Origin of the sequence: Sporocytophaga myxococcoides DSM 11118, from assembly GCF_000426725.1 — a bacterium.
GTDB classification, from domain to species: domain Bacteria; phylum Bacteroidota; class Bacteroidia; order Cytophagales; family Cytophagaceae; genus Sporocytophaga; species Sporocytophaga myxococcoides.
The window spans coordinates 45,313-70,413 of record NZ_KE384561.1 but is presented as its reverse complement, the minus strand read 5'-3'; the positions used below and the strand labels follow the sequence as shown (position 1 = coordinate 70,413).

The window sequence follows — 25,101 nt, the reverse complement described above, 5'->3', positions numbered from 1 at the left end:
AACATCCTTTCATTTTATTTATATTTGTGTCATATGAAACCGATTATAGCCCCTTCAGTACTTTCTGCTGATTTTGCAAACCTGCAAAGAGATGTTACCATGATTAATGAAAGCCAGGCAGACTGGTTCCATGTTGATATCATGGATGGTGTTTTTGTTCCTAATATATCTTTTGGTTTGCCGGTTTGCGCGGCTATTAATAAGCATGCTAAGAAACCTCTGGATGTGCATTTAATGATTGTACAACCAGAGAAATATATAGAAGCTTTTAAAGATGCCGGAGCGGCATATATCAGTGTTCATGCAGAAGCCTGCACTCATCTTCACAGAGTTATTCAGCAGATTCATGCTGCAGGATGTAAAGCTGGTGTGGCTATTAATCCTCACACTCCTGTAAATGTTTTGGAAAACGTTCTGAATGATATTGATCTGGTTTGTGTAATGTCTGTAAATCCCGGATTTGGAGGGCAACAGTTCATTACCAGAACCTATGAAAAAATCAAACAGCTGGATAAGATGAGAGAAGAAGCTAAAGCCAATTTCCTGATAGAAATAGATGGTGGTGTTTCTGATAAAAATGCAAAGCAATTGCTGGATCTTGGTGCTAATGTATTGGTTGCAGGAAACTTTGTATTTAACTCTAAGGATCCTCAGGCTACAATAGCATCCCTTAAATCTTTAGAATAATATTTTCCTGAAACCGTCGTTTAAAACTGAGATGGGTAAAAGGATTTTTTATTTTATTTTTTTTCTGCTTATATCCTCTTTGATGGCTTTTGGTCAGGTCAAAGAGGTGGTTTCAGGGCAAGTTGTAAATGAACAGGGAAGAGTTGTTTCTAATGCTGATATAGTATTGTACGACCAGCAATGGAATACTTTATCTCATATTCATTCTGATTCAGAAGGGCGATTTTCATTCAATTTATCCAGTGACTCTCTTCATACAATCGTCATATCATTTCTTGGTTATGAAAATTTTGTAAAACAGATAAATCCTTCAGAAAGAAATACTGCTACAATCACTTTTCAATTAAAGCCCGATGTTCAAATGCTCAGGCAAATTGAGGTCAAGGGTAAATTTAAGGAGGGGTCTGGAGGACAAGTTAGTACAATTAAAATAGATCCTAAAATTCCGAAATACCTTCCATCTGCCTTTGGTGATTTTAATAAAATCCTATCCACTGTGGGTTTAGGCGTTGTTTCTAATAGTGAACTTACTTCTCAGTATGGCGTGCGCGGAGGTAATTTTGAGGAAAATCTGGTCTATGTTAATGGTATAGAAATTTACAGACCCTTTCTTGTAAGGAGTGGTCAGCAGGAAGGATTAAGTTTTATCAATCCAGATATGGTTGCTGACATTGAATTCTCTGCCGGAGGATGGCAGCCAAAGTATGGAGATAAACTGTCTTCAATGTTGGCGGTAAAATACAGGGAGCCTAAAAACCTTAGGGGAACTATTACAGCAGGTTTGTTAAATAATGCTTTATATCTAGAAAATTCAGCATTTAATAAGAGGTTATCAATTTCTATTGGTGCAAGACAGAAATCATCGCAATACCTTCTTAAAACGCTCCCAGTAAAAGGTCAATACAAACCAAAGTTTTATGACATCCAATCTTATATTTCTCTTGATTTAACTAAGAAAAGTAAGGCTGCAGAGTATGGAAAACGGACTACGTTGGGACTTTTATTAAGCTATTCCAAAAATAAATATCAAGTGTTTCCTTCTAAGAGCAAAGTGCAATTTGGAACGCTTTATCAAGTGATGAATTTGACTGTTGATTTTGACGGCAAGGAAATCATGGAGTATGAGACTTTTCAAAGCGGACTTGTTTTCACACATCGGTTTAGTAAACGATTTAAAACGGAATTTATAGCCTCCGGTGTCAGAACAATAGAAAGCGAGGGGTTTGATGTGGAGGCAGGTTATAAATTATATGAAATGGAAATAGATCCTAGCTCTGGTGTCTTTCCTACACTTAACGCACCACTTATTATAAGGGGAATCGGAACTAGCTTTGAGCATGGAAGGAATAACCTGAAAGCTTCAATTTTTAACTTTACTCATCGAGGTTATTATAATCTGAATTCAAAGAATAAGGTTGAATATGGATATACACTTACTAAAGAGATTATTGATGACCGGTTAAGTGAATATTCTTTTATTGATTCTGCTTCTTATGTAACATTAACAAGATATGTAAACACTTCAGTTGATTTGAATTCATGGAGAAATCAGGGTTATATTCAGAACACCTACACTCCAGACTCTACTCATATTTTAACTTATGGAGTTAGGTTAAATTACTGGTCTTTAAATAAACAATTGCTTGCAAGTCCTCGTCTTCAGTATGGTTGGATCCCAGCCTCAAGACCCAACCTGATGCTGAGAGCTGCAGCTGGTGTATATCAACAGCCTCCATTCTACAGAGAACTTAGGAATTTTGATGGAGAGGTTAATATTAATCTTAAAGCCCAGACTTCCTATCATTTTATTGCAGGTAGTGATCTAAAGTTCATGTCATGGGGAAGAGAGTTTAAATTTATATCAGAGATTTATTATAAATACCTGACAAACGTTGTGCCTTATGATGTTGATAATGTCAGGCTCAGATATTACGGTCAGAATCTTGCCAATGCGTATGCCGCAGGAATAGATTTCAGAGTCAGCGGAGAATTTGTGAGAGGAGAACAGTCCTGGTTCAGCCTCAGTTTATTAAAGACAATGGAAGATGTTCAGGGAGACAATCGCGGGTATATCAGAAGGCCTACAGATCAGAGGGTCACGGCTGCGATATTCTTTCAAGACCACCTGCCTAATAACCCTACAATAAAAATGTATTTAAATCTTGTGTATGGCTCCGGATTACCTTTCGGTCCTCCTGAAAATAAAAACTTAAGAGCCTCTGCAACCACTCCGTCATACAGAAGAGTAGACATAGGTTTTTCAAAATTATTAACTATGCAGGATAAAGAAGTATTGAAAAAGTCTCTCTTTGAATCACTTTGGTTGAGCTTTGAAGTCCTGAATCTGTTTGGTGTAAACAATACAATCAGTTATTACTGGGTTAGTGATTTTCAAAATCATCAATTTGCTGTCCCGAATACTTTATCGGCAAGGTTTTTGAATGTCCGCCTGATAGCGAAATTTTAAACAATACAAGAATAAAACAATGCATACAATGAGAATTTCCTTTAAAGTTATTTTCAGCCTTCTTACAGTTTTAGTCCTTGCTGGTTCATGTACTAAGAAGACGGTTACAAGGGTAAGTCCTGATCAACAGATAGATCTGAGTGGCCGCTGGAATGACGTAGATTCAAGGCTCGTAGCGGAAGAAATGGCTAAAGATATGATTAACAGACCGTGGAGAAATGACTTCATGACAAGAAATAATAAAAAGCCAACAATTATAGTGGGGGTAATCAGTAATAAAAGCCATGAACATATTGATGCTCTTACTTTCATTAAAGACCTTGAAAGGGAATGTATCAATACAGGTACTATAAGAGTGGTCCAAAATGCAGAATTCAGAGAAAAGCTAAGAGAGGAAAGAGCGGATCAGCAACAATTTGCATCTCCTGAAACTCAGAAGAAATGGGGAAGAGAGCTTGGCGCAGATTATATGGTATTCGGTACGATTAATTCTATTGTAGACTCTGAAGGCAAGAGAAAAGTAGTGTTTTATCAGATCAATCTTGAACTGGCTGACCTTGAAACCAATGAGCTTGTTTGGATCGGAGACAAGAAAATTAAAAAATACATAGTTAATTAAATTGCTAAGTACCGGTGGGGGATGGGACGAGTTATAATTTGTTTGATTTTTGCAGGCTTGTGTTTTTCCTGCGTTTCCTATTATCAGAGAAATATTAAGTTCAATACTTACTTTGTTCAGGGGCAGCTCAAGGAAGCAGAGGAAGTATTAGCTAAAGATAAAAAGGGTGCCAAGGGAAAAAACAAGCTTATTTATTATTTAAACAGAGGGGTTGTGGCTTCCATGCAAGGCAACTACGTTGGAAGCAACGACCACTTTGAAGAGGCCTACAGGATTGCCGATAATCACCACAGAAACTTGCTGAATGAAGGAGTATCCTTTCTGACCAATCCTAAAATGGTCGAATACTACGGAGAGGAATTTGAACTCTTAATGATGCATTACTACATGGCATTGAACTATCTGAAGCTGGGACAGCCTGAAGAAGCGCTGGTAGAATGCAAAAGAATGGATATCCGATTAAATCAACTCAGCGATAAATACAAATCGGATAATAAATATAAAAGAGATGCATTCATTCATCTTTTAATGGGAATCGTTTACGATGCCAATAAAGATTATAATAACGCCTTTATAGCTTATCGAAATGCTTTGGAGGTATATCAGACCGATTATCAGAAGATGTTCAATCTTAGCCCTCCTGAACAGCTTAAACATGATCTCTTGAGAACTGCTTACCTCAGTGGTTTTAATGAAGAACTTGTCAGGTTTGAAAAAGATCTTGGAATGAAATTTCAGCCTTCGTCAGGCAAAGATGAAGGCGACCTTGTCTTCATTTGGCATGATGGTCTTGGGCCTGTTAAAGAAGAGTGGAGTATCAACTTTAGTATAGTCAGAGGAGAGGGAGGAGTTGTTACGTTTGTTAATCCTGAATTGGGCTTAAACTTTCCGTTTGTCATTAACAATGATGATTATCAGTCCAGCGGTTTAAGCAAACTTGAATTTATAAGAGTTGCATTTCCTAGGTATGTAGAGAGGCCTTTGGTTTATGAAAGTGCAAGTTTATCCGGAGGAGGAAAGGAAGTACCTTTACAACTAGCCGAAGATATCAATGCAATTGCTTTCAAGTCTCTAAAAGATCGAATGCTTTTGGAGTTAGGAAAATCTTTGCTTCGTCTTGGACTAAAGAAAGCAGCTGAATATAAAATAAGACAACAAAACGGTGATCTGGGAGCGGCTTTCAGTATTGTTAACGCCATATCAGAACAGGCAGATACCAGGAACTGGCAAACTTTGCCACACAGCATTTATTATGCAAGGCTTAAACTTCCCGAAGGAAAGCAAACCATTACCTTTACACCAAAGGGAAGGCAAACTGAAAATAAACAAGAGATTTCAGTAGAGATAAAAAAGAATAATACCAATTTTCAAACCTTCAGTTCGCTTGAAGCAGTGACAGTGCCTTTGTATTATTAATAACTCTGAGTAATTTTCCCTCTTTATTCAATATATTTGATTTCTTATGTTGGTTGTAATGCAGAAGAGCATTGTTCCCTTTGTAATTTTAATTTTAAGTCTAGGATTGTCTGCCAAGGCTCAGAAAGCTCCTCATAAAAGAGAGAACCGTATCTTAATTAAAGAGTCAAAAGCAAATGGTTCTTTCAACTATAAACAGCAGCTTGGTACACAAGATACAATTAAGAATAATAAAATTATCATTGAATCAAGTGAAGACGTCTCGGGAGATCAGAACTATAAACATCAGGCCGGAAAAAATAAAGTTCAAAGTCGGTCTTTCTCCACTGTGATTCCGGGAAGCGATAATAAGGTAAAATCAAAAAAATAAAAAAAATGCAAAAAGCAGTTTTTTGCTGGAGTGGAGGTAAAGACTCCGCTTTTGCTTTATATAGGGCTTTATCATCAGGCGAATTCGAGATATTGGCCTTGCTCACAACTATCAATTCTGCCTTCTCAAGAGTTTCTATGCATGGGGTGAGAGAAGAGCTGATGGACCTTCAGGCAAAGCAAATCGGAATTCCATTGTATAAGGTTTATATACCTGAAGTTTGCACTAATGAAGAATATGAAAAGCAAATGGAGGAAGCAATGTTATTCTGGAAAGAAAAAGATGTTTCTCATATTATTTTTGGAGATATTTTTTTAGAGGATCTAAAACGATACAGGGAGGAAAAACTGAAAAAAGTAGAGATGAAAGCGGTGTTCCCTTTATGGAAGGAGGATACAACTGAATTGCTCTCTGACTTTTTGAAATTAGGCTTTAAAACAATGATATGCTCAGGGAGCTGCAAAAATATAAATGAAAATATTGTAGGGGAAACTCTTACTGAGGAAATTGTTGGAAATATGTCACCAGGCACTGATCCTTGCGGGGAAAATGGAGAGTTTCATACATTTGTTTATGCCGGACCGATATTTAGGAGTGAACTGGAAATAGCCTGTACAGAAAAAGTAGTAAAATTTTACAAAGTAAAAAAAGAAACAGAAGGCAAAATAGAGGAAGAAGAAGTAGGATATTGGTTTGCCGATATAAAATTGAAGGAATAAAAAGATTTAACACTTTTTATTCCTTCATTATATCTTAATGCTGGAAATTAAAGTAATATCCGGATTTTTTCTTCTTAGATTTTTTCGCGCTTTTATGCTTTCCCGGTTTTTTGGGTGTAAAAGCAAATGATTCAGCCATGTTAGCGGTAACAAGAACCAAGGCTAAAATAAATATAACGTGAAGTTTTTTCATGATTAATAGATTTATTATTTCCCAAATAATTGACAATTTAATAAAAAAAATAGACTTTTTGCAATTTTTAATAGAAAAAAACTTAGAGAATCATGCCACTAAAGACTTAATAGTCAAATAATATCGGTAAAATACAATTAGTAATATAATTAAAAATGGGCTTGAATTGTTTTTGGAAAAAATACACCCTGGATTTTAAGTTTGAAGCAGGGACTTCACGGGGAGTGCTTACCACACATAATGTACGATATCTGATAATATCCTCAGAAAAGGATTCTTCAAAGTTTGGGATAGGAGAATGCGCACCATTGAAAGGTCTTAGTGTTGATGACAGGCTTGATCTGGATGAAAAGCTGGATGAAATCTGCAAACTTATTTCAAATAAGAATTCTATAGATGAATGTGAGGAAATTTATCAATACCTACAAGAGTGGCCTTCCATTCGTTTTGCCCTAGAAACTGCTTTACTGGATTTGCAGCATGGAGGAAAAAGAAAACTTTTCGAAAGTGACTTTACTTCAGGTATAAGGGGTATACCTATCAATGGCCTGATCTGGATGGGTGATTTTAATTTTATGGAAAAACAGTTATGGGAAAAGCTGGAGCAAGGATTTAACTGTATTAAGATTAAGGTAGGTGCAATAGATTTTAATAAGGAATGCAGCCTGCTTGAAAAAATAAGAACCAAATTTTCTCCCGAACAGATTGAGATCCGAGTAGATGCAAATGGAGCGTTTACTGATAAGGACGCTGAAAACAAGTTAAAACAACTCTCAGCATTTACAATTCATTCTATTGAACAACCTGTGAAGGCTGGCCAGATTGAATTGATGAAGCATCTTTGTAAGTTAAACATCATACCTGTCGCACTAGACGAAGAACTCATAGGTGTACACACAGAAGATACTAAAATTGAATTACTGCAAAAGATCAAACCTCAATACATCATACTCAAGCCTACACTTCTCGGGGGATTTCAGCAATGCAAAGAATGGATTAAAGCAGCAGATGATTCCCTGTCTGGCTGGTGGCTAACTTCTGCTTTGGAGTCCAATGTCGGTCTCAACGCCGTTGCTCAGTTTGCATATACCCTGAACTCACCAATGCCGCAAGGATTGGGCACTGGAAAGCTTTATCATAACAATATTGATTCTCCTCTTGTTATTCAATCAGGATCTCTGTACTACGATCCTTCTCAAAATTGGAATTTTAATCCCTTGTTTTAATGGCAATAGCAGGATGATATGAGGTATACATTAATTACCGGAGCAAGCAGAGGTATTGGCCTGGCAATGGCAGAATACTGTGCGGCTAAAAATTTTAATATGGTTCTTGTTTCAAGATCCGAAAATAAGCTTTGGGAAATAGCAGCAAGACTAAAAGCTACCAAAAAAATTGATGTAAAAGTTTATCCTGCAGATCTGACAGAAAGTGGTGTTTCTGAGAAACTCTATGATTGGTGTGTAAAGGAAGGTATAAATGTAAATATGCTCATCAATAATGCAGGAGCAGGTTTGTATGGAAAATTTTCTTCATTATCACTGGAAGATCAGCTCAATCTGATAAGGTTAAATCAATGTGCTTCTGTATCGCTGATTTATAACTTTATTCCAATGCTAAAAGCAGAAGGCGGCTATATTATGAATGTAGCAAGTACTGCATGTTATCAGCCAATACCATTCATGAGTGTATATGCAGCAACTCAGTCTTTTCTGCATTCATATACTCTGGCACTACGCGAGGAATTAAAGCCTTTTAACATATCTGTCAGCTGTCTTTGTCCTGGTCCTACTGCAACTGATTTTTTTGAAGAAGCAGGATTGAAAAATCTGCCAGTAGATTCCAGTGAAGTAAAAATGTCTCCGGAAGAAGTAGCTGAAATAGCGGTGGAGGGCATGCTGGAGCATGATTCTGAAATTATTCCGGGAACAAGTAATATGTTTGGAGCCTATTTCAGTAAGATTTTTCCAAACAAGTTTATAGTAAGAACCCTTAACAGGCTTTTTGCTCCAAAAAATTAAATATTAGTGGTTGGTTTGTTTTAAAATTCATTTTCACTTTATGGAAATGAATTTTTTTTTATATTGAAATTATGGAAGATAAGCTACACTCAGGCGGGAACATTTTATTTTTTAATAAAGATTATATTTCCGAATTCGTTTATGGAGGTATTGATGGTGCAATTACCACATTTGCTGTTGTCGCGGGGGCTACAGGTGCAAATTTATCAATTTCGGTGGTGATTATACTTGGCTTTGCCAATCTCATTGCTGACGGTTTTTCAATGTCTGTGGGGAACTTCTTTTCAACTAAGGCGGAGCAGGACACTTATGAGAAAAATAAAGCTGTTGAATATTGGGAAATTGAAAATATGAGGGAAAAAGAAATCGAAGAGGTAAGGGAGATTTATGAGAAGAAGGGATTCAAGGGGGAGTTGTTAGATAAGGTAGTTGAAGTCATTATTTCCAATAAAGATGTATGGGTGGATACTATGATGAAGGAAGAGCTTGAAATGTCTAAAGACGAAAGAACTCCTTTTAAAACTGCCGGTATGACCTTTATATCTTTTGTCACCATTGGGCTGATTCCTTTGCTCGCTTACGTATTTGCTATTCTGGATATACTGGAACCGAATAATTTATTTCTGGTAAGCTGTGTTCTTACCGGTATAGCTCTTGCAATTGTAGGAAGTTTAAAGAGTATCGTTACAGATAAGAATAAATTAGTAGGGATTTTAGAAACTCTTTTTCTTGGAGGCATTGCCGCCTTACTTTCATATTATGTTGGGGCTGTTCTTGAAACAGTTTTTAAATAAAAATCAAGAAAGTGTAAATCCTCAAGCAGATTTGATAACGCTAAATAATTATTTTTAGGTGAATGAAAGTCATTTTTCTTTAGAATATTGGTCTTTAAAGGAATGAAAAATTATTTTAAACATTAGATTTTGATTTCTGTAGAGATGTCAAGCATGGAGGCTCTTTATCTACGGGTATTGCATTTTAATTTATCAAGATAGAATAAAGGATAGCTATTATTTTCTGGATAATTTCCATCGTTTTTCTTAAAAAGGTTTGAGACTCCATACATGCGTCTCATCAAAGAAAAAAACTAACGTCTGTCTGCATTCCAGATTAGCCTGATATTTTCATTTGAATGAGAAACCTCCTGATATAATCCATTGATTTTTCCTCTTGAAATTACCCCATTCCAGAGAATGGTACTCCTGTCAGATGGATTATAGGAGGAAAAGGTAATACCTCTACTGTTGGTTGATCCTTTTATTTTGCCTCGGAAAGGCTTTTTCCCTTTTCTTAAAATTCTACCTTCAACTTTACCAGAATGGTTGATATTAATAAATAATTCAAAAGTACTATTTAGGTTATTGGACGCAAATGAACCATAATAATGGCCAGCAGGATTTAGGGATTCTTTATTCTGAAAAAATTCCCTGAGCGCCCAAAAAGTGACAAAAATACTTATTATTGCTGCTGCTGCTTCTACCTTTCTTACAAATCCTTCATTACTGCTCATAGCATGTTCTTAATAAAATAAAAAGCCAACTGCTTTAAATTTTGTTTAGACATCAACCAAAAAATATAAGTCTTAATTAGGGACAATTGCAGTAACTTCTATTTCTACCAGAAGATCAGGAGATATGAGGCGGTTTACTTCTACCATTGTAGCAACTGGATTTATTCCAATAAAAAACTGACCATGTGCTTTTCCTATTTCTTCCCATTGACTTATATCCGTAACATACATCTTTGTTCTTACCACATCTTTCATACTACTTCCGAAATGAGTGAGGCATTTTTCAATTTTTGAAAAAATAAAATAAGCTTGCTCATAAGCATTTCCTTTGCCAAATACTTGGTCTCCATCCATTGCGGTCGTACCTGCAACTTCTATCACATTACCTATTTTTATAGCCCTGGAATATCCTACAATGTCTTCCCATGGTGTTCCGGATTTTAAAATTTCTCTTTTCATTAGTTAATTCTTTATAAAAATTGTGCATTAATTATCAAAAATAGCAACAACCCTTGCTGGAGCAGCTGAAGCACCCTTTATCTTTAAGGGAAAGACAGCAACTTTAAATCCTGAAGGAGGAAGTGCCTCTAAATTTACCAACTGTTCCATATGCAGATATTCATATTTTTGTCCTACAAGATGGGCCTGCCAGAAGAGTTCAGGATCAGAGGTTTCTTTGGCTTTGGCTGCCATATATCTTAGAGGAAGATCAAAGCCCCACTGATCTATTCCCATCACTTTTATTCCTCTTTCAATAAGCCATTCGGTGGCTTCTTTACTCATACCTGTCCCTTTATTTACATAGTCTTCTCCCTGAATATTTGAACGACCGGTTTTGATAAGAACTATTTTACCAGGAGATATTTCTGCCCCAGACTTCATAAGGTCTGCTTGAATGTCATCGACTGTTATAATATCAAAGTCTGCTTTGTGACTCATATCTATAACAATTCCTTCACCATAAAGCCATTCTAAAGGAATTTCATCGATGGTCTTTGCCTTTTTTCCATTCACCATTTCTGAATAGTGCCATGGCGCATCAATATGAGTGGTTGAATGTACGCCCATTCCAATGATTTTATCATCTGCCCATCCTCTAAACTTTGAAGGGAATAATCGGGCAGGAAGGCCAACAAAAAAACGGATAAGAAACTTACTTTTATTATGAGGTTTATTTTTAATTTTTATCCTCATAAACCAAGGGTCCTTTTTGTTGTATTCAATGGTTTTGGAGAGATCTACTATGCGTAACATTTTATGGTTAAAATTAAGGGGTATACTTTTTACTTTTGATAAAACATTCCATGCAGGCCTATGGGCAAATACACTGGAGAATATGCTCTTGCAATTTCAGTAAAATCACTTGCATTTAATAGCAAAAGAAAAGAAGATTGCTTTTGGATATCAAGCACCACAGATAAAATTATACCATCATCTTCTAATAAACCTCCTGGAGCTCCTACAAACAAAGGTTCAGAAGGATACATGCCTTTGTGATACCAAACCTTTAAATCTCCTGAACGGACATCTACCTTTACTAGCTGGTTGTTCACTTCGATGTCTTGAGTTTCCCTTAAACCAAGTCCATAGACATAATTATAAGATTTGCACGCTCTTGTCATATTGAAAGAAGGCAGGTCCAAAGAAACATCAGAAAGTTGGATAAGGTCAACGGTTTTAGTTTCTAAGTTTATTTTTGTCCTGTATAGTAAACTCATACTTTCTTTTTTTAATCCGTTTTGTTTGAGCTTATCTAAATAAAGATCTTTAATTACAGAAGGATCTTTGTACAGACACAAATCAATTAATACTTCATTATCTTCTTCAAAAGCATTTACAGTATGGAAGAAAAAGAAGGGAGCAGATTTGAAGGTTTTAACTTTTCCGTTCAAACGACTTACAAGATGGAATTTTGTTCCATGTTCTGGTTTCCAATGATAGCAGGCTTCATAAGGCCTATTAAGGAATCTGCTGAACATCAATTGCCAGATGTTGAGCTCAAGAGGTTGTTCAATGAATATAAAATAATTTTTAGTTAATGCATAACTGTGAAAATAAGTATGCTTAGGAGCAGACAAGGATCCGAAAGGTTTTCTTTCAAATGTAGATTCTGAAATTTTTACAAATGAGAAATTCCCTTTGGGGCCCGGCTTTCCTAAGCAGTTAAAGATTTCTTTGGTTTCAGGATCGTAACAACTATGTGCGGCACTAAACATATAATCGTTTCCGAACTGATCAGAAAATTTAATATCTCCTTTAGTTTCAAGTGTATTAAAATCAAATTCAACCATTGAAGAGAAGTCTGATACAGCAGCTATTCTATTTCCATTTTTTAAAATGCTGACACTTGCATTGGATGCTTCGGGTTTGGTGAAAGCACTGAAAAATTTATTGAATATAGATGCACAAGGATCAGCAACTGTGCCCCAACTTCTGTTTTTTATATAATTGGCTGAGGTACTTTTTATATAGTCTTTGGATTGAAGAAACTTACTTTTATAATATACTTTTCCATCTTGAATTGAAAATTTATGAATCATTGAATACCCGTCAAACCAGTGGTTCAGCTTATACTCACCAACTTCAAATTTAGCTGGACCGTTTCTGATAAGGTCACCTGAAAGCCATTCAGGTATTTGTCCTTCTACAGTTAGATTACTGTTCGGTGTTTCCTTCTCAACGCTTTTATAAATGAGTGAATCCATAGTGCTCTATTTAAAAATATGATTTTATAGTCAATTTTTATTAATGAAAATCAGGTCGTCTGTAAGCCTGTTTTTATAAACATTTTTTTACAATTAAGCTTTATTGGTTTAACGGGATTCTTTATTCTATTAAAATAAACCAAAATGAGTTTCAGGTTAAATATAGGGAAAGTTGCGCCGGAAGCAATACAGGCGCTTAACGTTCTGGATGAGTATCTTAAATGTTCCGATTTAGCCAATAACCATAAAAACCTTATCAAAATAAGAGTTTCTCAAATCAACGGTTGTTCATACAGCATTCACAAATATTCTGGAGAAGCCCGCCGGTCAGGGGAAGCAGAAGAAAGAATTTATGGACTCACAGCTTGGAAGACTTCGAACTTATATACAGAGGATGAAAGATCTGTATTGTTTTTGGTAGAAGAGGTAACACTAATCAAAGAAAACCATGTTTCGGATGAGGTGTATGCCAAAGCAATGAATTTTTTTGATGAGCATTATTTCTCTCAGATCATTATGGCTATCATCACAATTAATGCCTGGAACAGACTAACCATTGTTGCTAAGATGCTTCCGGAGAAGAATGGAGAGATTAGATATTAAGCCATTAGTATTTCTACAATCTTTTCTACCCCTGTGCTTGCTTTTTCTTCTATGAGATGAAGATTGGGCCGTTTTCTCACTGCAGGCATATTCGGATCAATTACATAAACAGGAACATCTTCTCTGACATAATCAAGAAGGCCTGCAGCAGGGTATACCTGAAGAGAAGTTCCGACTACGATAAAAATATCTGCTTTCATTGCCAGCTTCATAGCTTTGTCCATCATTGGTACCATTTCTCCGAACCAAACAATATGCGGTCTCAATTGAGAGCCATGGGGACATTTTTCGCCGAGCTTCAATTCCCATCCATCCATATCATAAACCAGGTTTTCATATAGTGAACTGCGGCATTTAAAGAGCTCTCCATGCAAGTGTATTATTTTTGAAGAACCGGCTTTCTCGTGCAGGTTATCTACGTTCTGTGTTACAATAGTGACATCGTATTTTTCCTCCAAAGCCACAAGCCCAAGATGTCCGGCATTGGGCTTGGCATCCAGTGCAGCTTTACGTCTGAGGTTGTAGAACTCTAGCACAAGAGCTGGATTCTTTTTCCATCCTTCAGGAGAGGCTACTTCCATAATATCATGTCCTTCCCATAATCCACCAGCATCTCTGAAAGTAGATATACCGCTTTCTGCTGAAACTCCTGCTCCGGTTAGCACTACAATTTTTTTCATCGGATTGCTTGTTTTCTGTCTAAGAATAAAAATACAGACATAAACGAGAAAAAAAAGATCCATGTTTTTCTGCATGGACCTTCTTATTATTTTTTCTTCGCTGCTTTTTTAGCTGCGGTCTTTTTAGCTGCGGTTTTCTTTACTGCTGCTTTTTTAGCTGTGGCTTTTTTAGCAGCGGTTTTCTTCGCTGCAGGTTCAGAAGCAGTTTTTCTTGCGAATCTACTTTTCTTTTCCGGAACGCTTTCTGCCCATTCAAGTGCTTCAGCGAGGGTTATGCTCTGGGGTTCGCGGTCTTTCGGAATTTTTACATTTTTCTTGCCTACAGCGATATATGGTCCCCAACGGCCATTAAGTACTTTTACCTCTTCGTTTTCGGGAAACTCCTTGATAAGCTTTTCAGCATCTGCTTTACGTTTATTAAGGATCAGTTCAACACAACGTTCTTCTGTTATGTCCAAAGGGTCATCCTCTTTTCCCAGAGAATAAAATTTGTTATCGTGCTTAATATATGGTCCAAACCTTCCTATAGCTACTGTCATGGTCTTTTCCTCAAAGAAACCAGTCTCTCTAGGAAGCTTGAAAAGTTCAAGTGCATCTTCAAGATTTAAAGTTTCAATAAGCTGCCCTTTTCTTAAGCTCGCATATTGAGGTTTTTTCCCTGTTGTTTCATCAGCTTCACCAATCTGAACTATAGGGCCGAAACGACCAAGTCTAGCTATTACTTTTTCACCTGTAGCTGGATGTAAGCCCAGTTCTTTGGATGTCTGAACTACAGATCTGTCGATAGCTTCCGTAGATTCTACTTTTTGATGGAATGAACCATAAAAAGTCTCCAGCATTTTTTCCCACTTCTTTAAACCTGATGCTATTTCATCAAACTCTTTTTCAACTGTAGCTGTGAAAGAGTAGTCTGTAATATTCGGGAAATACTGTACAAGGAAATCAGTTACAATCATTCCCATATCTGTTGGGAATAGTTTTGCTTTCTCTTGTCCGGTGATCTCGGTTCTTTCCTTTTTATTTATTGTATTATTTTTAAGAGACAGTTCTCTGTATTTTCTCTCTTTCCCGTCTCTGTTTTCTTTAATCACATAACCTCTCTTTTGAATAGTAGAGATTGTTGGAGCATAAGTCGAAGGACGACCGATTCCCATTTCCTCCAGTTTTTTAACAAGGCTAGCTTCTGTATATCTAGAAGGTGGTCTTGAGAATCTTTCCACAGCTTTCATCTCATCAAGGTTAAGCTTTTGCCCAACAGTGAGAGGAGGGAGCATGCTGCTATTTTCTTCTTCAGATTCTTCATCGTCAGAAGACTCAATGTAAACTTTAAGGAAACCTTCAAATTTGATTACCTCACCAGTTGCAGTTAATGTTTGAGGTACTGTTGAAATAGCAATGGTAGCCACAGTTTTCTCAATCTGAGCTTCTGCCATCTGAGAAGCTATGGCTCTTTTCCAGATCAGTTCGTACAATCGTTGCTCATTTCTTTCTTCTCCTGCCTGACTTTTGGAAAAATCAGTAGGCCTTATTGCTTCGTGAGCTTCCTGTGCACTTTCTGATTTGGTCTGGTATTGTCTTATATTAACAAACTCAGGTCCGTAGCTTTTGGTAATTTCTTTTTCTGCAGCATTCAGAGCGTCCTGAGAAAGACTTACAGAATCAGTTCTCATATAAGAGATCTTTCCTGATTCATAAAGTCTTTGAGCCAAAGTCATTGTTTGAGCGACAGAAAACCCTAGTTTTCTGCTGGCTTCCTGTTGAAGAGTTGATGTTGTAAAAGGAGGAGCAGGAGATTTTTTAGCAGGCTTCTTTTCCAGGTTTTTAATGCTGAATTCAGCACCAATCACTTTGGTTAAAAAAGCCATCGCATCCTCTTCAGAACTGAAGCGCTCCCCAAGTTCTGCTTTCAGAATTTTACCTTTATCTACGATAAATTCGGCAGAAACCTTAAATGCAGCTTTAGTATTGAATTTTTCAACTTCACGTTCTCTTTCTACCACTAATCTTACCGCAACAGACTGCACTCTACCTGCAGAAAGACCGGTTTTTATTTTTTTCCATAAAATAGGAGAAATCTCAAAACCAACCAGTCTGTCGAGAATACGACGTGCCTGCTGAGCATTTACCAAGTCAAGATCTATACCTCTTGGAGTTTGAATTGCGTTCAGGATCGCATTTTTAGTGATTTCTCTGAATACAATTCTCCGGGTATTTTTTTCATTTAAATTTAAAGCCTCCTTTAAGTGCCAGGAAATAGCTTCACCCTCGCGGTCATCGTCGGTCGCTAACCAAACCATTTCGGCCTCCTTCGCAAGTTTTTTTAGTTGTGAAACAACATCCCTTTTGTCATCAGAGATTTCATATGTCGGCTTAAAGCCATTCTTTATATCGATCGCCTTATCTCCCTTTGGAAGGTCTCTCACGTGACCGTAACTTGACGTTACCAGAAAATCCTTTCCCAGGTATCCTTCTATGGTTTTAGCCTTCGCAGGCGACTCAACAATAACTAAATTTTTTGACATTGAACTAATTATGACTTTAAATCAAAAGCAAATTTGGGCCAAAGATGATTAAAAATTTTTAAAAAAACACTTTGCAAAAATTTTTAGTGCCATATTCAGATAAATTTGTACTTTCGGTGTTATATATTTTTAAAGGGTTATATTTTAATTTATCCATTGATTATGAGTAAGATACTATACCTCGCCAGGCATGCGAAGTCGGATTGGTCAATACCGGGACAAAAAGATTTTGAAAGAGAGCTTAATACCAGAGGTTTGACAGACGCGCCTAAGATGGGGAGGAAACTGCATGAAATGCAGGTACTTCCGGACCTAATTTTATCCAGTCCGGCTGTAAGAGCTAAAAATACTGCCGAATTAATGGCTGAGCAACTTCAATATGATTTGGATAAAATTGCTTTTGATGAAGAACTTTATGAGGCCTCTGTCAGAAATTTAATGGCGGTAATCAGTAGGGTTAGTTCTGAAAATAATAAGATTATGATTTTTGGTCATAATCCTTCATTAACCTATTTTGCTGAATATCTGACTAAAGAAGTGATTGGTAATATCCCTACTTCAGGGGTTTTGGAAATTTCTTTAAATATTGACAGCTGGGAAGAGGTGAGTGGGGAGTTGGGTAAATTAAACTGGTTTATTTATCCCAAACTGGTTTTCGGAACAGAAACGGAAGATTAGTATTTCCTTAAAATAAAGATGGCCGTCTTTATTTTAGTCGGCCACCTTTATTTAATGAGTTTTAACATATCTTTTCTTCTTGTTAGAAGTTTTTCCCTTTGCTTTATTCAACCGTTTTCTGGCTATTTTGTCAGCTCTTTTTCTGGTCTTTTCCTGCTCTTTTTTCTTCTTGTTCTGCGCTTTTTTCTGTTCTTTCAGATAGGACTTTTGCTCCTTGGTCATCCTGTCTTTTTCCACATCTGAATTAGCAGCATCAAGATCTTTCTGAGAATTTCCTTTTTTTCTCTTGGAGCCATTATTGTCGTCCTGAGCTTGTGCTGTGCCGCTTAAAAACAGAATCCCTGCAAAAATAAAAGTAGCTATAATGAAAATTTTTTTTAGGCTCATATTAAGAAGTAAAAACGAAAATGGCAGAATTTAGATTTCTGCCATTTATTATTTACCCAAATTTAAACTTTTTTTACAATAACCAACACTTTAATTAATACCAACCTGATCTTCGCCTTTTGTTATCTCCAGAAGATGCGGACGAGTTTCTTTTGACTTTGGATCTGCTGAATTTGGTTTTCTTGGTACTAAAGTATTTTTTACTACCTCCATTGCCAAAATTCTTTTTGTTGTGTTTGATTTTCAGCATTCGTTTGTTGTATTGAGTACTGATCCTTTCGTCTCTGTTCCTGGCAGATATTCTGTCGGCCCGACTAATTTTCTCTTCGGAATTAGGTCTGGTGGATTTACTCACAGCTTTCGAATGCTTAATCTGTGTTTTATTTTGGGCACTTGCTGGTCGGCTAAGCCAAGCCAGCAACATTACTAATAAAAAAAACAAATTTTTCATACGCCTTCTTAAATTTCTTCCCACTAAAAAATCAACTTCTTTTTTAAAGATTTTGTTAAAAAGTTTCCTTAAAGATTGAAAAAAAGAAATCGGGTATGTGAGTAAATTCTTTTTTGCAATTAGTACATTTGTCAACTTATCAGGTATTATGTCCAATAAAATCAGAACCACATTATTTCTTTTATTGATCTGTCTTTCAGGTATTCTGAAAGCTCAGTCATCATTATTGTGGGAAGTGAAAAGTCCTGATAATAAAAATGTTTCCTATATCTATGGAACTATGCATGTGGAGGACGAAAGGGTATATGATTTCGGAGACTCTTTAATGATTTGCTTTAACAAGTGTAAAGCCTTTGCTGGCGAAATTGTACTTGATAAAGTTAATAAAAGTGAGTTGGCCTCACAGATTTTTATGCCTGGGGATACTACCCTTAAAATGCTCATCGGCAAAAAAAAATATAAGCTGGTAAAACGAAAAGCTAGAAAAAGCTTAGGCGTCTTTGCTGGTCTTATCAATAGGGTTAAGCCTGTATTTACAGCTTCCCTGATTTCTGAAAGCTCCTTTAAAAAAGGTAGAGGTAAAATTCTGGATGAATATTTTCAGGACCTTGCCAAGGAAAAGCAAATGGTTTTGTTAGGTATTGAAAGTCCTTCAGAGCAAATTGCAGCTCTGGATGAAATTCCACTTGCAGAGCAAGCCCAGATGCTTATAGAATCTCTTGAAGCTCCGGCAGAGGATGAAGGAGCGGATGAACTGGTTAAAATATATAATACAGGAGACCTTGACAGTCTGTACAATTATTTTCTGAAATTTGATTTGAGTGATAATTTCACCAGGTCTCTATTAACCAAGAGAAACTACGTAATGAGTGAAAGAATTCATGATATTATAAATGAATATCCTGTGTTCGTAGGTATTGGGGCTGCGCATTTACCGGGGGAAGAAGGAGTTTTGAATCTCATGATAAAGCAAGGTTATATTGTAAGACCTGTACAGATAAAAACAAATAAAAATAAAAAGTAAGTATTAAAATAGTTTGATTGAATGCAAGTAACACATGTTTTAAAAATTGCTGGGGAGTTGAACATTGCTCCCAAATCCGTTGAAGCTACGCTGGAGTTATTGGCAGAAGGAGGTACCGTTCCATTTATATCCAGGTACCGAAAAGAAGCTACAGGCAGTCTTGACGAGGTGGCTATTACTAAAATCAGGGACAGAAGCATCCAACTGGACGAGCTTGATAAGAGAAGGGAAAGCATCATCAAGTCTATCAAAGAGCAGGGGAAACTTACACCTGAACTTGAATCTAAGATTAATGATGCAGAGACAATGACTGTGCTGGAAGATTTATATCTTCCTTATAAGCCGAAAAGAAGAACTAAAGCAACGATTGCAAAAGAGAAAGGGCTTGAACCACTTGCCGAGCTTATATTTAAACAAGAGCTTGCAGATCCAGATAAAGAAGCAGAACTGTTCGTAAATCTGGAGAAAGACGTAAAAGACTTGAATGAAGCCCTTGCCGGAGCAAGAGATATTATAGCGGAGTGGGTAAGTGAAAATCAGGAAGCGAGAGGAAAATTAAGAGAAGTATTTTATAAGCAAGGAACTATCAGAAGCCGTGTAGTTCCAGGGAAAGAGGAGGAAGGGCAGAAATATAAAGATTATTTTGAGTTTGAAGAAGCAATTTCTAAAGTTCCCTCTCACAGATTGCTTGCTATGAGAAGAGGAGAGAAAGAAATGTTTTTAATGTTGGATATCGAACCGGCTGAAGAATCATCTCTTGAAGTACTTGAAGGAATATTTGTAAAAGGAAGAAGCTCTGCTTCCGGCCATGTAAAAACGGCAGTTAAAGATTCATATAAAAGACTTTTAAGACCAAGTATTGAAACTGAAGTAAGGCTGGGTTCGAAGAAGAAAGCAGATGATGATGCAATTCAGATTTTTGCAGAAAATCTTCGTCAGCTTCTACTTGCCGCTCCATTAGGTCAAAAGGCTGTTCTTTCAATAGATCCAGGTTTCAGAACAGGTTGTAAAGTTGTTTGCCTTGACAGACAAGGAAAATTACTGGCTAATGAAAATATTTACCCTCACGAGCCTCAAAGAAAAGTAGCAGAAGCAATCTCAATTATTAAAAGACTTTGTGAAACTCACCAAGTGGAGGCAATTGCTGTTGGTAATGGTACTGCAGGAAGAGAAACAGAGACATTTGTCCGCACAATAGATTTCGGAAGATCTATACCGGTTATAATGGTTAATGAAAGTGGGGCCTCAATTTATTCTGCATCTGATGTGGCCAGAGAGGAGTTCCCAGATTATGATGTAACAGTAAGAGGATCGGTTTCTATTGGAAGAAGATTGATGGATCCTCTTGCAGAACTTGTAAAGCTTGATCCTAAGTCAATCGGTGTGGGGCAGTACCAGCATGATGTAGATCAAAACGCATTGAAGTCAAGTCTGGACGATGTTGTTATAAGTTGCGTAAACAATGTAGGGGTAGAAGTAAACACAGCAAGCAAGCAGATATTAACTTATGTATCTGGCTTAGGACCTCAATTAGCTCAGAATATAATTGATTATAGAAATCAGAACGGAGCTTTCAAATCTAGAAATGACCTCAAGAAAGTGCCAAGAATGGGCGAGAAGGCATTTGAACAAGCTGCCGGATTTTTGAGAATCAACAATGGAGACAATCCTTTAGATGCATCTGCTGTTCACCCTGAAAGCTATCATATCATCGATAAAATAGCCAAAGATCTTAAAGCTTCAGTAGCTGACCTGATGAAAAAATCGGATTTAAGAAAGCTCATCGATCTTAAATCATATGTGACAGACACAATTGGTCTTCCAACACTTCAGGATATATTAAAAGAGATTGAGAAACCAGGCCGTGACCCCAGAGAGAAGTTTGAAGTATTTGAATTTGCTTCCGGAATTGAAAAGCCTGAAGATCTGAGAATCGGCATGAAGCTTCCGGGTATTGTAACTAACATTACCAAATTCGGAGTTTTTGTGGATGTAGGTGTTCATCAGGATGGACTTATACATATCAGTCATCTTGCAGATAAATATGTGTCAGATCCTTCAGAAGTAGTTAAGGTCCACCAGAAAGTTGAAGTTACAGTTATTGAAGTTGACCTTGCAAGAAAAAGGATTGCGCTTTCAATGAAAGGAAATGTTGCTCCGGAAGGCCCTAAAAAAGCTAAGGATAAAAAGGAAGCAGAAAAAGAAGTTTCTTTTGAAGATAAATTGGCAATGCTAAAAGGCAAGTTTAAAAATTAATAAGCTTATAAAAATAAAAGGGCTACTTCATTTGAGGTAGCCTTTTTATTTACACTTTTACTTTTTCAGTTTTAATTTCCTTTTGATCTTTTTTCAGATAGGTTGGGCAAGTTCTGTGTCCATAACAGGAAGCCATTGAAAAAACTACAGTGAAAACAATTAATAAGTTTCTGATTATCATATGCAATTATTTTTTGGAAACACTTACTTTTACGACACCAGGTTTTTGTGGGTTATTGGATAGTTTTGTGAAAAAATAGGAGAATTGTTTAACAGACTTACTAAGCGGTTGTAATATAGGTAGTTTTGAGGAACTATTTTTTTGCTCTTAACTTTAAATTTTTACTTAAGTTCTTCAATTATAGTCACAATCATTTATTTGTCGGCGTTGATTTCTATGAGAACTTTCATATATGTATTCCTTTTATTATTAATTTCTTGTGCAGCGAATGCGGGTGTTTACAATACTGTAAGCGATGGAATGCTGAATTCCAGAATCTGGGAAGGAGGATTTATTCCCAATTTAAAACCAGAAGATACTGTATTTATAAATCATTCAATCAGTTATGATGCACCTGTTAGTTTGGTGTCAGTAGTTGTGATCAATGAAAATGGAAGTCTTAATCTTGAGGCTAATCCTTTAATAATTTTGGAAACAGGTAAGGTTATAGTAAATGGCACACTTAGAGTAAGCTCAGTAATTAATAAAGGAACTTTGGTCAACAATGGCAAAGTGGAAGTTTCTGGAGTTATGTCAGATTTAAAATCATTTTGTTTAAAAGGAGGATTTAGCTTTGAATTGGTGCGCGAACTAGAACATGCCCATGAAAACGTACATTGTGCAGGGTGTTTTACAGAAGGAAAGAAAAACCAGACACAGCTTGAAAGATTTGATCTCTGTTATTTGGGACTTCAGGGGAGATTGAATTTCAAAGCTAACTATGAAAATGAAGTTGTTAAGCTATATTGGGAGACGATACAGACTGACCAATTATGTCATTTTGAAATAGAAAAAAGTTATGATGCTAAAGATTTTAAGAATGAAGGTATTATAACTCCTGAGCAGGCTGAAGGCGGAAAATTTTTGTGGGAGGATCATATAAAGGAGTCACTGGTTACTTATTATAGATTAAAGCTGGTTGATAATAATGGGCAATACATCTATTCTCAACCTGTAAGTGTTGTTTTGAAAAAAGATTGAAGAGAAAAAAGGTGTTTGCCTAGGTATTAAAAGGAGAGTTTAAATAATAGCAGATTTGAATTGTGTATCAAAAAGTTAAAAAAAAGCGTTTCATTAAAAATAAAAAGAGCATCTTTGCATTATTTAAGAACAAATAAATTCTTTTTGATCTATATTTTCACCTTTTAAAATGAAAGAGTTAGGGTTTATTGGTTTTGGAAGCTTTGGGAAATTCATTATTCCATATCTGAAGCCATATTTTGATATTACAGTCTTTGATGTTAAAGATTTTTCTGTTGAAGCAAAGAAGTTAGGGGTAAAATGGGGAGGACTTGAAGAGGTTTCAGGTAAGGAGTTTTTAGCTCTGGCAGTACCAGTTCAATACCTTGAAGATTTACTGATTCAGATAAAGGATTTTGTGAAGCCCAAATCCCTCGTTTTTGACTTGTCATCGGTTAAGGTAAAACCTGTAGAATTAATGATAAAGTATTTGCCGGAGAATGTTGATATAATTGGTACCCATCCTTTATTTGGCCCTCAAAGCGGTAAAAATGGTATTGCTAATCTCAATATTGTAGTATGTCCTGTGAGAACCAAGAAGAACGGTAATCTTATACGTTTTTTTAGTCAGGAGCTGAAGCTAAACGTTCTGGAAAGAACTCCTTTGGTGCATGACCAGCAAATGGCTTATGTACAGGCCTTGACTCACTTTATTGGTCGTGCAGTAAATCAGATGGACATACCTGATGTGGAACAAAAGACACCAGCTTATCAATTCTTACTTAATATTAAAGGTAATCTTGGTCAGGATTCTATGGATTTATTTTATACCATTGAAAGAGAAAATCCATTTGCAAAGGCCGTGAGAGATCAGTTTATTGAAGAGTTGTATAAGCTGAAGGATAAAATTGAGTGTTAATAAAAGTGAAGCGGAATAGCAACTGAAAAGTTATATAATAAAAAATCCCGGCCTCAAGACCGGGATTTTTTTATTTATTTTCTTTTGTCGATCGGAACGAAGTCTCTTGTATTAGAACCGATGTAAACCTGTCTTGGTCTTCCGATTGGTTCATTGTCCTCTCTCATTTCTTTCCACTGAGCAATCCAGCCTGGAAGACGACCCAAGGCGAACATAACAGTGAACAAGTCAGTTCTAAGACCTAATGCTCTGTATATGATACCTGAATAGAAATCGACATTAGGATATAATTTTCTTTCCTTGAAGTAATCATCATTTAATGCAGCTTCTTCAAGACCTTTAGCGATTTCAAGAATAGGGTCATTTACGCCAAGTTTAGCAAGCACAGAATCGCAGGCTTTCTTAATGATTTTAGCTCTAGGGTCAAAGTTTTTGTAAACTCTGTGACCAAAGCCCATCAGTCTGAAAGTGTCGTTTTTGTCTTTTGCTTTAGCAATGTATTTTTTCGCATCACCGCCATCATTTTTAATAGCCTCAAGCATTTCAATTACAGCCTGGTTAGCGCCTCCGTGAAGAGGTCCCCAAAGAGCGTTAATTCCACCTGCAACTGAAGAATATAAACTTGCATGAGCAGAACCAACGATTCTAACAGTTGATGTAGAACAGTTTTGTTCGTGGTCAGCGTGAAGTATAAGTAGAACATTTAATGCTTCAACAACAACCGGATCAATTACATAATCCTGGTTTGGCATTCCGAACATCATGTAAAGGAAGTTAGAAACATAATCAAGATTGTTCTTTGGATACATTAATGGCTGTCCTTTAGAGTTCTTGTATGACCAAGCTGCTATAGTTGGAAGCTTTGCCATAAGTCTTACGATTGTAAGATCAAGAGCTTCAGCATTAGCATCCGGATCAATAGCTCCAGGATAGAATGCTGTTAATGAGCTTACCAGAGATGATAGCACGCCCATTGGGTGTGCATTGGAAGGGAAGCCGTCAAATATTTTTTTGAAATCTTCATGCAGATTTGTATGCTTTGTAATTCTGCTTGAAAAGTTAGATAACTGATCTGCAGTTGGTAATTCTCCGTAAATCAGAAGGTAGGCTACTTCAAGGAAAGATGCTTTTTCTGCAAGTTGTTCAATTGGATAACCTCTGTAACTTAATACTCCAAGTTCTCCATCCAAAAAAGTTATTGAGCTTTTGGTAGCTCCGGTGTTTTTATAACCTGTATCAAGAGTGATGAACCCTGTTGCGCTTCTGAGGTTGGAAATGTCAATAGCCTTCTCATTTTCTGTTCCGACTACTATCGGAAACTTGTAGCTTTTACCATCAAGAATTAGTTCTGCAAATTCAGACATCTGTATGAAAATTTTATTTTTTTGAAGAATTACTTTGAGCGAAAATAAATAAAAAAAGATTTTAAAAAAATATACACAAAACATTTATTGGATTTCGACAAGATTTTTTTTCATATAGATCTTCTTTCCGTTGTGTCCCTAGTGGAAGAAGGCTTCTTTGTAGTTCAAGAATTGACATTGGATGACATAACGCCATGGCCATCAAAGCATGTTTATGGCGGTTGATTTTTATGAGATGTTCTAAAACGTATGTTGCAAAACTCTCCTTTGGGAGAATTAACCTTATAATGCTTGTTGTGTTTAAAAAGAGAAAAGTCAATTAAAAAATGG

25 protein-coding genes are annotated in these 25,101 nt (G+C 36.4%); 15 read left to right on the top strand and 10 right to left on the bottom strand.

The features are described from left to right. Positions 1-33 precede the first annotated feature (33 nt). Genes rpe through K350_RS0124265 form a run of 6 tightly spaced genes read left to right on the top strand, consistent with a single transcriptional unit; the run spans position 34 to position 6,278 of the window. Positions 34-687, top strand: a complete 654-nt coding sequence (gene rpe, locus K350_RS0124290; protein ID WP_028982132.1) for a ribulose-phosphate 3-epimerase — start codon at positions 34-36, stop codon at positions 685-687. Positions 688-718: 31 nt separating this feature from the next. After that, on the top strand, positions 719-3,154 hold the full coding sequence (locus K350_RS0124285) for a TonB-dependent receptor (protein ID WP_028982131.1): 2,436 nt from the start codon (positions 719-721) through the stop codon (positions 3,152-3,154). A gap of 28 nt (positions 3,155-3,182) precedes the next feature. Further along, a complete protein-coding gene (locus tag K350_RS0124280; protein ID WP_028982130.1) occupies positions 3,183-3,773 on the top strand; it encodes a penicillin-binding protein activator LpoB in 591 nt (196 codons plus the stop codon). A 21-nt stretch (positions 3,774-3,794) separates the two neighbouring features. Next, positions 3,795-5,189, top strand: a complete 1,395-nt coding sequence (locus K350_RS0124275; protein WP_028982129.1) for a COG3014 family protein — start codon at positions 3,795-3,797, stop codon at positions 5,187-5,189. A gap of 46 nt (positions 5,190-5,235) precedes the next feature. Continuing rightward, the gene (locus K350_RS0124270) at positions 5,236-5,559 is read left to right on the top strand and encodes a hypothetical protein (RefSeq protein ID WP_028982128.1); all 324 of its coding nucleotides are present in this window, start codon (positions 5,236-5,238) and stop codon (positions 5,557-5,559) included. Positions 5,560-5,564: 5 nt separating this feature from the next. Next, the gene (locus K350_RS0124265; RefSeq protein WP_028982127.1) at positions 5,565-6,278 is read left to right on the top strand and encodes a Dph6-related ATP pyrophosphatase; all 714 of its coding nucleotides are present in this window, start codon (positions 5,565-5,567) and stop codon (positions 6,276-6,278) included. 34 nt (positions 6,279-6,312) lie between these two features. On the opposite strand, the gene K350_RS32640 is transcribed toward K350_RS0124265, so the two are convergent. Next, positions 6,313-6,471, bottom strand: a complete 159-nt coding sequence (locus tag K350_RS32640) for a hypothetical protein (RefSeq protein WP_169716571.1) — start codon at positions 6,469-6,471, stop codon at positions 6,313-6,315. A 155-nt stretch (positions 6,472-6,626) separates the two neighbouring features. Between K350_RS32640 and K350_RS0124250 the strand changes: the two genes are divergently transcribed. The 3 genes from K350_RS0124250 to K350_RS0124240 all read left to right on the top strand — a co-directional run bounded on the left by K350_RS0124250 (position 6,627) and on the right by K350_RS0124240 (position 9,286). Next, positions 6,627-7,697, top strand: a complete 1,071-nt coding sequence (locus tag K350_RS0124250) for an o-succinylbenzoate synthase (protein WP_028982126.1) — start codon at positions 6,627-6,629, stop codon at positions 7,695-7,697. Between the two features lie 18 nt (positions 7,698-7,715). Continuing rightward, complete coding sequence (locus K350_RS0124245; RefSeq protein WP_028982125.1) at positions 7,716-8,492, top strand: SDR family NAD(P)-dependent oxidoreductase; 777 nt, start codon at positions 7,716-7,718, stop codon at positions 8,490-8,492. 71 nt (positions 8,493-8,563) lie between these two features. Then, positions 8,564-9,286 (top strand): VIT1/CCC1 transporter family protein, encoded by a 723-nt coding sequence (locus K350_RS0124240; protein WP_156027185.1) that lies wholly within the window; start codon positions 8,564-8,566, stop codon positions 9,284-9,286. A gap of 293 nt (positions 9,287-9,579) precedes the next feature. On the opposite strand, the gene K350_RS0124235 is transcribed toward K350_RS0124240, so the two are convergent. From K350_RS0124235 to K350_RS0124220, 4 genes are all read right to left on the bottom strand, one after another. Further along, complete coding sequence (locus K350_RS0124235) at positions 9,580-10,002, bottom strand: hypothetical protein (protein ID WP_028982123.1); 423 nt, start codon at positions 10,000-10,002, stop codon at positions 9,580-9,582. Between the two features lie 72 nt (positions 10,003-10,074). After that, complete coding sequence (locus K350_RS0124230) at positions 10,075-10,461, bottom strand: RidA family protein (protein ID WP_028982122.1); 387 nt, start codon at positions 10,459-10,461, stop codon at positions 10,075-10,077. Between the two features lie 27 nt (positions 10,462-10,488). Further along, entirely contained in the window at positions 10,489-11,256 is a 768-nt protein-coding gene (locus K350_RS0124225; protein ID WP_028982121.1) for a cyclase family protein, read from the bottom strand. 29 nt (positions 11,257-11,285) lie between these two features. Continuing rightward, on the bottom strand, positions 11,286-12,707 hold the full coding sequence (locus tag K350_RS0124220) for a carotenoid oxygenase family protein (RefSeq protein ID WP_028982120.1): 1,422 nt from the start codon (positions 12,705-12,707) through the stop codon (positions 11,286-11,288). Between the two features lie 144 nt (positions 12,708-12,851). Here K350_RS0124220 and K350_RS0124215 point away from each other — a divergent pair, with 144 nt between their 5' ends. Further along, positions 12,852-13,310 (top strand): carboxymuconolactone decarboxylase family protein, encoded by a 459-nt coding sequence (locus K350_RS0124215; protein ID WP_028982119.1) that lies wholly within the window; start codon positions 12,852-12,854, stop codon positions 13,308-13,310. Here K350_RS0124215 and K350_RS0124210 read toward each other — a convergent pair. Next, positions 13,307-13,990: an SIR2 family NAD-dependent protein deacylase gene (locus tag K350_RS0124210; RefSeq protein WP_028982118.1), complete on the bottom strand. Its 684-nt coding sequence runs from the start codon at positions 13,988-13,990 to the stop codon at positions 13,307-13,309. The genes K350_RS0124215 and K350_RS0124210 overlap by 4 nt on opposite strands. A gap of 86 nt (positions 13,991-14,076) precedes the next feature. Continuing rightward, positions 14,077-16,512 (bottom strand): type I DNA topoisomerase, encoded by a 2,436-nt coding sequence (topA, locus tag K350_RS0124205; protein ID WP_028982117.1) that lies wholly within the window; start codon positions 16,510-16,512, stop codon positions 14,077-14,079. 162 nt (positions 16,513-16,674) lie between these two features. Between topA and K350_RS0124200 the strand changes: the two genes are divergently transcribed. Then, a complete protein-coding gene (locus K350_RS0124200) occupies positions 16,675-17,190 on the top strand; it encodes a SixA phosphatase family protein (RefSeq protein WP_028982116.1) in 516 nt (171 codons plus the stop codon). A gap of 51 nt (positions 17,191-17,241) precedes the next feature. Here the strand turns inward: K350_RS0124200 and K350_RS30240 are convergent, their stop codons facing one another. Both K350_RS30240 and K350_RS0124190 read right to left on the bottom strand, forming a co-directional pair. Continuing rightward, on the bottom strand, positions 17,242-17,577 hold the full coding sequence (locus tag K350_RS30240) for a hypothetical protein (RefSeq protein WP_051313624.1): 336 nt from the start codon (positions 17,575-17,577) through the stop codon (positions 17,242-17,244). A 94-nt stretch (positions 17,578-17,671) separates the two neighbouring features. Continuing rightward, positions 17,672-18,028, bottom strand: coding sequence for a hypothetical protein (locus K350_RS0124190; protein WP_156027184.1), 357 nt, complete (start codon positions 18,026-18,028; stop codon positions 17,672-17,674). Positions 18,029-18,125: 97 nt separating this feature from the next. Between K350_RS0124190 and K350_RS0124185 the strand changes: the two genes are divergently transcribed. The 4 genes from K350_RS0124185 (at position 18,126) to K350_RS0124170 (ending at position 23,407) form a co-directional block, all read left to right on the top strand. Next, a complete protein-coding gene (locus tag K350_RS0124185) occupies positions 18,126-19,052 on the top strand; it encodes a TraB/GumN family protein (RefSeq protein WP_156027183.1) in 927 nt (308 codons plus the stop codon). A 21-nt stretch (positions 19,053-19,073) separates the two neighbouring features. Continuing rightward, positions 19,074-21,308, top strand: a complete 2,235-nt coding sequence (locus K350_RS0124180) for a Tex family protein (RefSeq protein WP_028982113.1) — start codon at positions 19,074-19,076, stop codon at positions 21,306-21,308. Positions 21,309-21,705: 397 nt separating this feature from the next. Next, a complete protein-coding gene (locus K350_RS0124175; protein ID WP_028982112.1) occupies positions 21,706-22,509 on the top strand; it encodes a hypothetical protein in 804 nt (267 codons plus the stop codon). A 169-nt stretch (positions 22,510-22,678) separates the two neighbouring features. After that, positions 22,679-23,407, top strand: coding sequence for a prephenate dehydrogenase/arogenate dehydrogenase family protein (locus K350_RS0124170; RefSeq protein WP_028982111.1), 729 nt, complete (start codon positions 22,679-22,681; stop codon positions 23,405-23,407). A 74-nt stretch (positions 23,408-23,481) separates the two neighbouring features. Here K350_RS0124170 and K350_RS0124165 read toward each other — a convergent pair whose 3' ends face one another. After that, positions 23,482-24,771, bottom strand: a complete 1,290-nt coding sequence (locus K350_RS0124165) for a citrate synthase (protein ID WP_028982110.1) — start codon at positions 24,769-24,771, stop codon at positions 23,482-23,484. Between the last annotated feature and the right edge of the window lie 330 nt (positions 24,772-25,101).

Excerpts from the sequence above, each read along its gene's own strand:
- K350_RS0124170 (WP_028982111.1), top strand. The coding sequence starts at position 22,679 with ATGAAAGAGTTAGGGTTTATTGGTTTTGGAAGCTTTGGGAAATTCATT.
- K350_RS0124235 (WP_028982123.1), bottom strand. The coding sequence starts at position 10,002 with ATGAGCAGTAATGAAGGATTTGTAAGAAAGGTAGAAGCAGCAGCAGCA.
- K350_RS0124250 (WP_028982126.1), top strand. The coding sequence starts at position 6,627 with ATGGGCTTGAATTGTTTTTGGAAAAAATACACCCTGGATTTTAAGTTT.
- K350_RS0124270 (WP_028982128.1), top strand. The coding sequence starts at position 5,236 with ATGTTGGTTGTAATGCAGAAGAGCATTGTTCCCTTTGTAATTTTAATT.
- K350_RS0124245 (WP_028982125.1), top strand. The coding sequence starts at position 7,716 with ATGAGGTATACATTAATTACCGGAGCAAGCAGAGGTATTGGCCTGGCA.
- K350_RS30240 (WP_051313624.1), bottom strand. The coding sequence starts at position 17,577 with ATGAGCCTAAAAAAAATTTTCATTATAGCTACTTTTATTTTTGCAGGG.
- K350_RS0124275 (WP_028982129.1), top strand. The coding sequence starts at position 3,795 with ATGGGACGAGTTATAATTTGTTTGATTTTTGCAGGCTTGTGTTTTTCC.
- K350_RS0124285 (WP_028982131.1), top strand. The coding sequence starts at position 719 with ATGGGTAAAAGGATTTTTTATTTTATTTTTTTTCTGCTTATATCCTCT.
- topA (WP_028982117.1), bottom strand. The coding sequence starts at position 16,512 with ATGTCAAAAAATTTAGTTATTGTTGAGTCGCCTGCGAAGGCTAAAACC.
- K350_RS0124200 (WP_028982116.1), top strand. The coding sequence starts at position 16,675 with ATGAGTAAGATACTATACCTCGCCAGGCATGCGAAGTCGGATTGGTCA.
- K350_RS0124280 (WP_028982130.1), top strand. The coding sequence starts at position 3,183 with ATGAGAATTTCCTTTAAAGTTATTTTCAGCCTTCTTACAGTTTTAGTC.
- K350_RS0124225 (WP_028982121.1), bottom strand. The coding sequence starts at position 11,256 with ATGTTACGCATAGTAGATCTCTCCAAAACCATTGAATACAACAAAAAG.
- K350_RS0124230 (WP_028982122.1), bottom strand. The coding sequence starts at position 10,461 with ATGAAAAGAGAAATTTTAAAATCCGGAACACCATGGGAAGACATTGTA.
- K350_RS0124215 (WP_028982119.1), top strand. The coding sequence starts at position 12,852 with ATGAGTTTCAGGTTAAATATAGGGAAAGTTGCGCCGGAAGCAATACAG.
- K350_RS0124240 (WP_156027185.1), top strand. The coding sequence starts at position 8,564 with ATGGAAGATAAGCTACACTCAGGCGGGAACATTTTATTTTTTAATAAA.
- K350_RS0124220 (WP_028982120.1), bottom strand. The coding sequence starts at position 12,707 with ATGGATTCACTCATTTATAAAAGCGTTGAGAAGGAAACACCGAACAGT.
- K350_RS32640 (WP_169716571.1), bottom strand. The coding sequence starts at position 6,471 with ATGAAAAAACTTCACGTTATATTTATTTTAGCCTTGGTTCTTGTTACC.
- rpe (WP_028982132.1), top strand. The coding sequence starts at position 34 with ATGAAACCGATTATAGCCCCTTCAGTACTTTCTGCTGATTTTGCAAAC.
- K350_RS0124180 (WP_028982113.1), top strand. The coding sequence starts at position 19,074 with ATGCAAGTAACACATGTTTTAAAAATTGCTGGGGAGTTGAACATTGCT.
- K350_RS0124190 (WP_156027184.1), bottom strand. The coding sequence starts at position 18,028 with ATGAAAAATTTGTTTTTTTTATTAGTAATGTTGCTGGCTTGGCTTAGC.
- K350_RS0124265 (WP_028982127.1), top strand. The coding sequence starts at position 5,565 with ATGCAAAAAGCAGTTTTTTGCTGGAGTGGAGGTAAAGACTCCGCTTTT.
- K350_RS0124175 (WP_028982112.1), top strand. The coding sequence starts at position 21,706 with ATGAGAACTTTCATATATGTATTCCTTTTATTATTAATTTCTTGTGCA.
- K350_RS0124210 (WP_028982118.1), bottom strand. The coding sequence starts at position 13,990 with ATGAAAAAAATTGTAGTGCTAACCGGAGCAGGAGTTTCAGCAGAAAGC.
- K350_RS0124165 (WP_028982110.1), bottom strand. The coding sequence starts at position 24,771 with ATGTCTGAATTTGCAGAACTAATTCTTGATGGTAAAAGCTACAAGTTT.